This is a genomic window from Novosphingobium naphthalenivorans NBRC 102051, assembly GCF_001590985.1.
In the GTDB taxonomy this organism is placed as follows: Bacteria; Pseudomonadota; Alphaproteobacteria; order Sphingomonadales; family Sphingomonadaceae; genus Novosphingobium; species Novosphingobium naphthalenivorans.
Genome location: NZ_BCTX01000126.1, coordinates 1 through 8,056, shown reverse-complemented (window position 1 = coordinate 8,056; position 8,056 = coordinate 1). Strand labels below are relative to the sequence as shown.

At 63.4% G+C, this 8,056-nt stretch carries 11 protein-coding genes; all 11 read left to right on the top strand.

The features are described 5' to 3' along the window. A partial coding sequence (locus NN5_RS23185) for a hypothetical protein (protein ID WP_169801046.1) occupies positions 1-233 on the top strand: 233 nt, incomplete at its 5' end. Further along, on the top strand, positions 226-501 hold the full coding sequence (locus NN5_RS26125) for a hypothetical protein (RefSeq protein ID WP_025160948.1): 276 nt from the start codon (positions 226-228) through the stop codon (positions 499-501). The genes NN5_RS23185 and NN5_RS26125, both read left to right, overlap by 8 nt. Before the next feature lie 4 nt (positions 502-505). Beyond that, positions 506-676 (top strand): hypothetical protein, encoded by a 171-nt coding sequence (locus NN5_RS26120; RefSeq protein ID WP_020819421.1) that lies wholly within the window; start codon positions 506-508, stop codon positions 674-676. Next, positions 676-1,041: a hypothetical protein gene (locus tag NN5_RS23175; protein ID WP_020819422.1), complete on the top strand. Its 366-nt coding sequence runs from the start codon at positions 676-678 to the stop codon at positions 1,039-1,041. Before NN5_RS26120 ends, NN5_RS23175 begins: the two co-directional genes overlap by 1 nt. A 192-nt stretch (positions 1,042-1,233) precedes the next feature. After that, the gene (locus NN5_RS23170; RefSeq protein WP_020819423.1) at positions 1,234-2,574 is read left to right on the top strand and encodes a ferredoxin reductase family protein; all 1,341 of its coding nucleotides are present in this window, start codon (positions 1,234-1,236) and stop codon (positions 2,572-2,574) included. A gap of 81 nt (positions 2,575-2,655) precedes the next feature. Beyond that, a complete protein-coding gene (locus NN5_RS23165) occupies positions 2,656-3,051 on the top strand; it encodes a hypothetical protein (RefSeq protein ID WP_020819424.1) in 396 nt (131 codons plus the stop codon). A gap of 63 nt (positions 3,052-3,114) precedes the next feature. After that, positions 3,115-5,259 (top strand): TonB-dependent receptor, encoded by a 2,145-nt coding sequence (locus tag NN5_RS23160; protein WP_020819425.1) that lies wholly within the window; start codon positions 3,115-3,117, stop codon positions 5,257-5,259. 3 nt (positions 5,260-5,262) lie between these two features. After that, on the top strand, positions 5,263-5,964 hold the full coding sequence (locus tag NN5_RS27080) for an energy transducer TonB family protein (protein ID WP_021224255.1): 702 nt from the start codon (positions 5,263-5,265) through the stop codon (positions 5,962-5,964). Between the two features lie 78 nt (positions 5,965-6,042). Further along, the gene (locus NN5_RS23150; protein ID WP_020819427.1) at positions 6,043-6,744 is read left to right on the top strand and encodes a VIT1/CCC1 transporter family protein; all 702 of its coding nucleotides are present in this window, start codon (positions 6,043-6,045) and stop codon (positions 6,742-6,744) included. 74 nt (positions 6,745-6,818) lie between these two features. Further along, a complete protein-coding gene (locus tag NN5_RS23145) occupies positions 6,819-7,550 on the top strand; it encodes a cytochrome b/b6 domain-containing protein (RefSeq protein WP_245656672.1) in 732 nt (243 codons plus the stop codon). A gap of 85 nt (positions 7,551-7,635) precedes the next feature. Further along, the coding region (locus tag NN5_RS23140; RefSeq protein WP_157081298.1) for a response regulator at positions 7,636-8,056 on the top strand (421 nt) is incomplete at its 3' end.

Here is an 8,056-nt window from a genome sequence, read left to right as displayed (position 1 = left end):
TCCGAAAGGTGACTATTGGCGTCACGCTGTTGATGCATGACAGCGATGAGGATCGCCTCTCGACCATGAGCCTCGCCCGTATCGGCGAGGAAATGGACTTCGGTGACATGGTTGGCGCCTTCGCCATCACATCCGCCGACGATGTCCCACCCCATGCCCTGCAGGCTGAACTCACCGCGCTCGGCAACGACGGCACCTTCTTTGACGACAGGATGGAGCACGCAGATGACTGACGGATCGTCCATGACGAAAGCATGCACAGTCGCCGCAGTGCTGTGCGAGTTGCTCGAGACCCACATGCAGGCATGCGACGTGGGAGGGCGGCCGTCAGGGGATCACCACCATCATATCGTCTCGGCTGTGCATGGAACCCGTGCTGACGTGGAAATCCTCTCCAGCTGTGAAAATGAAGACGGTGTCGAGATCGGGTTGACGCTCAATGATGGCGCCACCTTCCGGATACAGGTTGAGAGCCTGTCCGCATCTCCTGGTCAGGAATAGCCCCATGACCGAGGACGAATTCGATCAACTCGTTGATGATGCGACGCATGCAGTCAACAATCTAATCCCGGATCTCTATCTCGACGGCATGGGCGACACTGCCCATAGCGGTGTGCTTTACGCGATCAATGATGCCCTCAGCACTATATTGCGGGACGTCATCGAACCCCGCTGATGACTTCGGCCTCGATCGGGGCTGACGATGTCGGCCGTGCGCCAAGGCATCTGGGCCTGTCACCCGCGATCATTCCAATGCCTCAAAGGGAGATCAGCATGTCTGCGCCAACCCATTTCGTTCACGTCTATGCCACCGTGCGCGTCAAACTGGGCGTGACCGCACATGACCAGTTTGCAGCAATGAAGGAGGCAGATCGCCTTCTCTTTGCCAACGGTTTCGGTGTTCGTCTGATTCCGAGTGCTACAGGAGTGCTTGAAGCGGACTACGCCGAAGAAGTGTCCGGCTATCTTGTCGACGAAGCGGGCGACCACGAATACGACCGGAGCCGGACCTATGCTGCCGATGGTGCACCCATTTCGTGAAATATGTCACGCTGCGAGGCCTGACACTATCGAATTTGGGTAATGCTCGTCAGGCTTTCGTCAGACTTGTCGGCGATGTTCGCATGCGCCGAGCAAGGGGTTCTGCCTTCTTGTCCGAAATCAATCCCACAGCTGGGCCGATCGCTACAGGGCGAAGGGAACAATTGACGCAAGGGCCGGACAAGGATCGAAATGCGCAACCTGCGACTGACATTCTGGGGCCTGGCCGCCTTGGTCACCATGTTGTGGCTTCTTGCGGACCTGTCCATATTCCGGTCGTCCGGCTTTTTCGCGATCCGCAGCGCGGCGGTGCAGTATAGCGGCGCGCTGGCGATCGCCTGCATGAGCGTCGCGATGATGCTCGCCATCCGCCCCCGCTGGCCCGAACATGGGCTGGGCGGACTGGACAAGATGTATCGTCTCCACAAATGGCTCGGCATCGCGGCACTGGTCACGGCCATCGCGCACTGGCTGTGGGCGAAGGGTCCGAAATGGGCCGTGGGGTGGGGCTGGCTCGAACGACCGTCGCGTGGCCCGCAACCGCCCGCAAGCAATCCTGTCGAGGCCCTGTTCGCCAGTCTCCGCCACACGGCGGAGGGTCTGGGCGAGTGGGCCTTTTATGCCGTGGTTGCGCTGATCGCCGTCGCGCTCATCCAGCGCATTCCCTACCGCTTCTTCTATCGAACGCATCGGCTTCTGGCGCTGGCCTATCTCGTGCTGGTCTTTCATGCCGTGATCCTGACGACGTTCAGCTACTGGCTGTCTCCGTACGGCCTCACGCTGGCGGCGCTGCTTGCTTGCGGCACCGGGGCGGCGATCCTCATTCTGTCGCGCCGCGCAGGCCGGGACCGGCAGGTGCCGGGCAGGATTGCCGCCATCCACCATTATCCGGGCGTGCGGGCGCTCGAGACCATCGTCGACATGGGGGAGGGGTGGCCCGGCCACCGACCCGGCCAGTTCGCCTTTGCCGTGTCGGACCCGGCCGAAGGGCCGCATCCCTATACCATCGCGTCCGCCTGGCGCGAGGATGAGCGGCGGATCACCTTCATCACCAAGGGACTGGGGGATCATACGCGGCGCCTGCCCGAAAAACTCCATGTCGGCCAGGAGATCAGGATCGAGGGGCCTTATGGATGCTTCACATTCGACGATGATAGCGCCCGTCAGATCTGGATCGGTGGCGGGATCGGTATCACGCCGTTCATCGCCCGCATGAAGTATCTGGCCCAGAGTCCCGAAGGCGCGCGCGCGGAGATTGATCTCTTCCACTGCACGGCCGAAGTCGACGAGGAGGCTCTGGGCAAGCTGCAAGCGGATGCGGCGGCTGCCCATATTCGCCTGCATGTTCTGGTCGATGCACGCGATGGCCGCCTCGATGGCGAGCGAATACGCGCCGCCGTGCCGGAATGGCGGGAGGCGAGCCTCTGGTTTTGCGGCCCCCTTGGATTTGGTGAAACGCTGCGCCGGGACTTTGCCGCGCTGGGCTTTCCGGTAGCGAAACGTTTCCATCAGGAGCTGTTCGCGATGCGCTAAGTCAAGGCGATGTATGCGAAAAAATCCGACTTGTCACCTCGACATCAGCAGGACCGATTTCTAAAGACCGCTCCCGTGACCATGATCCGCTCCTTCCTTGCCCGGCATCGCTGGCTGGCCATCTGGCTGGCCGGGGCCGCGCTCATGCTGAAGGTGCTGGTGCCGGCCGGGTTCATGCCGACCGTCTCTTCGGGTACGATATTGGTCCAGCTCTGCTCGGGCCAGGGTCCGCAAACGGTCATGATGGAGCTTCCGGGCAGGTCCGGCGATCATGATCCCGCGGATCACAAGCAGGCCGACATGCCTTGCGCTTTCTCGGGTCTGTCGTCGCCGGCGCTCGCCGCCGCCGACCCGATCCTGCTGGCGCTCGCCATTGCCTTCATCCTGGCGATGGGCTTTCTTGGCCTATCTTTCGCCCTGCCCGGTGCCTCGCCATTTCTGCGGCCTCCGCCAATAGGACCGCCAACAGCCGCCTGATCCCTTTCGCCGTTCGTTTTCAACGGCGCGCGGACCGCCGCGCGCCCGGATCAGGATCCATCCATGTCTGTCATTTCCAAAGCCGCGAGCGCGGCTGCAATATTCTATGGCCTGTCGGCCGCGAGTGCCTTTGCGCAGGATACACAGGTTCTTCCGTCCATCGGGATCGATTCCGAGGATCGCCCTGCCGGTCCCGTGTCGTCCGAGATCCTTTTGCGTGACAAGGTCGCACCCCTGCAATCGGGAACAAGCGATACGGCGGCGCTGATCGGCCGCCTGCCGGGGGGCAGCAGCTTCGGCGCCGGTGGCTTTTCCAGCCTGCCGGTGATCCGGGGCCTCGAAAGCCAGCGGCTGACCATATTGGTCGACGGCGTGCCGATCGACATCGCCTGCACGAATGCGATGAACCCGCCTTTGTCCTACACCGATCCGCAGACGATCGACGCGATCAGCGTCATCACGGGCGTGACGCCGGTCAGCATGGGCGGTGACAGCATCGGCGGCGCGATTTCGGTGGAAACCCTGACACCGCGCTTCGCCAAGGCGGGCAAACGATTGCTGACGGGCGAACTGTCCACCTTCTACCGCAGTAACGGCGACGGCTTCGGCGGCGCACTTTCGATCACGGCGGCAAGCGACCGGCTCAGCCTCAGCTATGCCGGTTCCTTCACCCAGTCCGACAATTACAAGGGCGGCGGCCGTGACGGCACCGTCCGTTCGACTGAATACAAGAAGACGGACCATGCGCTGAGCCTGGCCGCGCAGACCGATATCGGGCTGTTCGAACTGAAGGGCGGCTACCATTTCTCGCCGTACGAGGGCTTTCCCAACCAGTATATGGACATGACATCCAACAAGAGTTGGTATCTGAACGGTCACTGGAAGGGCGCCTTCGACTGGGGCGATCTGGACCTGCGCGCCTTCTATCGCGACACCGATCATCGGATGAACTTCCTGGCGGACAAGGGCGGCACCGCGACCGGCGGCATGCCCATGAACACCGAGGTTCATAGCGCCGGCTATACGCTCAAGGGCGACATTATGCTGTCCAATCGCGACACGCTGCGTCTCGGGAGCGAATTCCACCACCAATGGCTCAATGATTACTGGCCGGCGGTCGCGGGCCACATGATGATGGGGCCCAACACCTATATCAATGTGAACGGCGCGAAGCGCGACCGGCTTGGCACCTTTGCCGAATGGGAGGCGAAGTGGACGCCGCAGCTCACCACGCTGGTCGGCGTGCGCAACGATCAGGTCTGGATGAACACCGGCGAGGTCCAGCCCTATTCCACCTCGATGATGAATATGGCCGACGCGATGGCGGCCACCGCGTTCAACGCCGCGGATCGCAAACGGCATGACAGCAACTGGAGCGCCACGGCCCTTGTCCGCTATGCGCCGAGCGATCAGGCGACGCTCGAATTGGGCTATGCGCGCAAGAGCCGTTCACCGGGCGTCTATGAGCGCTACAGCTGGGGACGCGGTTCGATGTCGAGCCGGATGATCGGCTGGTTCGGTGATGGCAACGGCTATGTCGGCGATCCCACCCTGAAGCCCGAAAGGGCTGATACGATAAGTGCCGCGGTCAGTCTGAAAGGCGCCGGCGCCAATGGCTGGACGCTCAGGATCGCACCCTATTACACGCGCGTCCATGATTATATCGATGTCGTGAAGCTGGCCGATTTCACCAATATGATGGGCACGCCGACGGGGTTCGTGCAGCTTCGGTTCGCCAACCGCGAAGCCGAGCTATATGGCGTCGATGTCTCGGGTTCGCTTGCGCTGTGGCAGTCGTCATCGGCCGGCACGGCGAAACTGACCGCAACGGCAAGCTGGTTGCGCGGGCGCAATCTGGACGACGGCGGGTCGCTCTACCATCAGATGCCGTTCAACGCGACGTTTGCGCTGGAGCATCGGCTCGGGGGCTGGGAGAGCGCGGTCGAACTGACGGTCGTGGCGGACAAGAACCGGGTCGACGCCACGCGCAACGAACCCCGAACGGACGACTATGCGCTCGTCAATCTTCGGACCGGCTATGCCTGGGGCAATTACCGGCTGGGCCTGGATGTCCAGAACCTGTTCGACAAGGGCTATGATCTGCCGCTGGGCGGCATGTCGCTCGGCGATTACAAGGCGACCGGCGACTTGCGGCCGGTGCCTGGTCGTGGCCGCTCCTTCAACATCGGCCTGACTGCGAAATTCTGAGGCATGGCCGCCAGTCCAGCATACCGGCTGGCCCAGGCGAGCGATACGAGGGCTTTCGGGTTCCTCGTGTCGCTTGCCCTGCATGCGGGTGTTCTTGCGGCCTATGGCCTGTGGAGCCACAGTCCGCGTCTAATCCCCGAAAGGCGGGAGGAACCCCGCACGGTCACGATCATGACGCTGCCTTCGCTCGAAACCGAACAGCCGTCTGCCCGCCGGCCGAAAGCCGCCCCCAGACCGGCAAATCAGCTGACGCCCCCCAGTACAACGCCAGCGACACGCGCGCGGCAAGGGCCGCAGGCGTCGCCCGACCGGCCTGCCTCCGATCAGGCTGCCTTGACGCTACCTGTCGCACCGTCGCCCTTGCCTGCCCGCATGAACGTCGACATGCCGCATCCCCAACCTGCTTCGCCGCAGGCTGCGTCATCAACGCTCAGCACTGCGCGTGCGGCCTATCTTCGGCGGTTGTGGGAATGGATTGCCGCCAGACGCCCGGCGGGCCTTCATCTTGAGGGTGAGGCGCTGATTAATTTTTCCATCGGTGCTGACGGCGCCTTGCGCGAGATCTCGCTCGCGCAATCCAGCGGCAATGCGCAGCTTGACCGGCTCGCCCTTCGCACGGTTCGCCTGGCGGCGCCCTTTCCGCGCCCGCCTGAAAGTCTCGGCGTGGGAACGCTCGATTGCGTCCTGCCTTTCCATTTCAATTAGCGCCGGAAATCACATTGCGTCAGGAGCTGGTCAGCAAATGCGGTCATGGTCTTGTGCCGACCCTTGGCTGGAGGACCCATGACCCGCTTGCACGCTCACCCCGAACGACATGCGGTATCACGTATCGGCTGGCTCCGCGCGGCGGTCCTTGGCGCCAATGACGGTATCGTTTCCACAGGAAGCCTCATTGTCGGCGTCGCCGCTTCGGGAACGGACCGATCAGGCATCCTCGTTGCCGGCATCGCGGCGCTTGTCGCCGGCGCCATGTCGATGGCCGCCGGCGAATATGTCTCGGTCAGCTCGCAGGCCGATACCGAGAAGGCGGACCTCGCCCGCGAAACGGCGGAACTGACAACGCAGCCCGGGCTCGAGCGGCAGGAACTGGCGGACATCTATATGGCGCGCGGCCTGGACCCCGATCTTGCGCTCAAGGTTGCCGACCAGCTCATGGCGGACGATGCGCTTGGGGCGCATGCCCGCGATGAGCTGGGAATTTCCGACATATCCACGGCGCGGCCGTTGCAGGCGGCATTCACATCCGCCGCGACGTTCAGCGCCGGGGCGATCATGCCGCTGGCGGTGGTTGCCGCCGCGCCGGGACAGCAATTGATACCGCTCGTCGTCGCCGTTTCGCTTCTGTGCCTCGTGCTGCTCGGGGCGCTTGGCGCGAAGGCGGGCGGGGCCCCTGTCATGCGGTCGATCGTCCGCGTCACGTTCTGGGGCGCCCTGGCGATGGCGTTGACGGCAGGCGTGGGCAGCCTGTTCGGAGCGGCTGTCTGACGTGATCGCTGCCCCGCGTTCGTCAGCGCGCCGTCAGCAATCTCTCTTATGGCCAAAGGCCAAGGAGACAAATGATGCTCATGGCAAAAACGAGCTACAGTGATAGTTTCAGGGTTTGGGATGCCCCGCTCAGGCTTTTCCACTGGCTGCTGGTCGCGGCGATCACGATTGCCTTTTTGTCCTCGGAAGGAGACAGCGGAATCGCGGACTGGCACATGGCGGCAGGCTGGACCGCCGCTGTCCTGCTTGTCTTTCGTCTTGTCTGGGGGTTTATCGGCGGCGAGCATGCGCGTTTTGCCAATTTCGTGCGACCGTCACGCCTTCTGTCCCACGTCCGGGAACTTGTGACGGGTCATCCACAACGCACGATCGGGCACAATCCGCTGGGGGCGCTCGCTGTTCTGGCCATGCTCATTGCAACCGGCGCGGTGCTGTGGACCGGCATCCAGGTCGACGCGGGGCAGGCCGACGAGGATCTTCATGAGGCGATTGCCTATGGCCTGCTGGCGCTCATCGGCGTTCATGTCGCAGCGGTGGTCCTGATGTCCGTCTTCACCCGCGAAAATCTCGCGCGCGCCATGGTTACTGGCCGCAAGAGCGTCGCTCTGCACCCTGGCGCCCACGATGCCCGTCGGCCGGCCGTCGTCGCGGTGCTGCTGGCCGTCCTGGTGATCGGGATGACGGTGTTTGGCATCCTGCGCTACGATTCCGCGGCGTTCAGTGCGCAGTCGCACGGCGAGGCAAAGCAAGGGCATGAAATCGAAGGTGGAACAGCCGTTCAAGGCGAGGATAATGACCGGGATTGAGACGGCCTCTTTCGATCCCCGCGCGGGACTGGTCAGATTGCAGGGCGGGAATTGAGGCGGGATCGTGCTAGGAAAGCCGGCATAGATGCGCGTTCTTGTCATAGAGGATAATGACCGGCTGGCGAAGCTGGTTGCGGACGGCCTTCAGCGCCGGGGCTTTTCGTGCGACATCGCCACGACCCTGTCCGATGCGGACAGCGCACTGGGTGGCGCGGTCTATGACGCGATCATACTCGATCTCGGCCTGCCGGACGGCGATGGCGTCGCCTGGCTGGCGAACCGTCGCCAGTATCGGCAAATGCCGCCCGCGATCATCCAGACCGCGCGCGGCGCGCTGGAGGACCGGGTCACGGGGCTTGACGCCGGCGCCGACGATTATGTCGTCAAGCCTGTCGAGATCGATGAACTGGCCGCGCGCATTCGCGCGTTGCTCCGCCGCCCCGGCCCGCGCGCGCAACCTGTGCTGGAAGCGGGCTGCCTGCGGTTCGACACGGCGGCGCGCACGG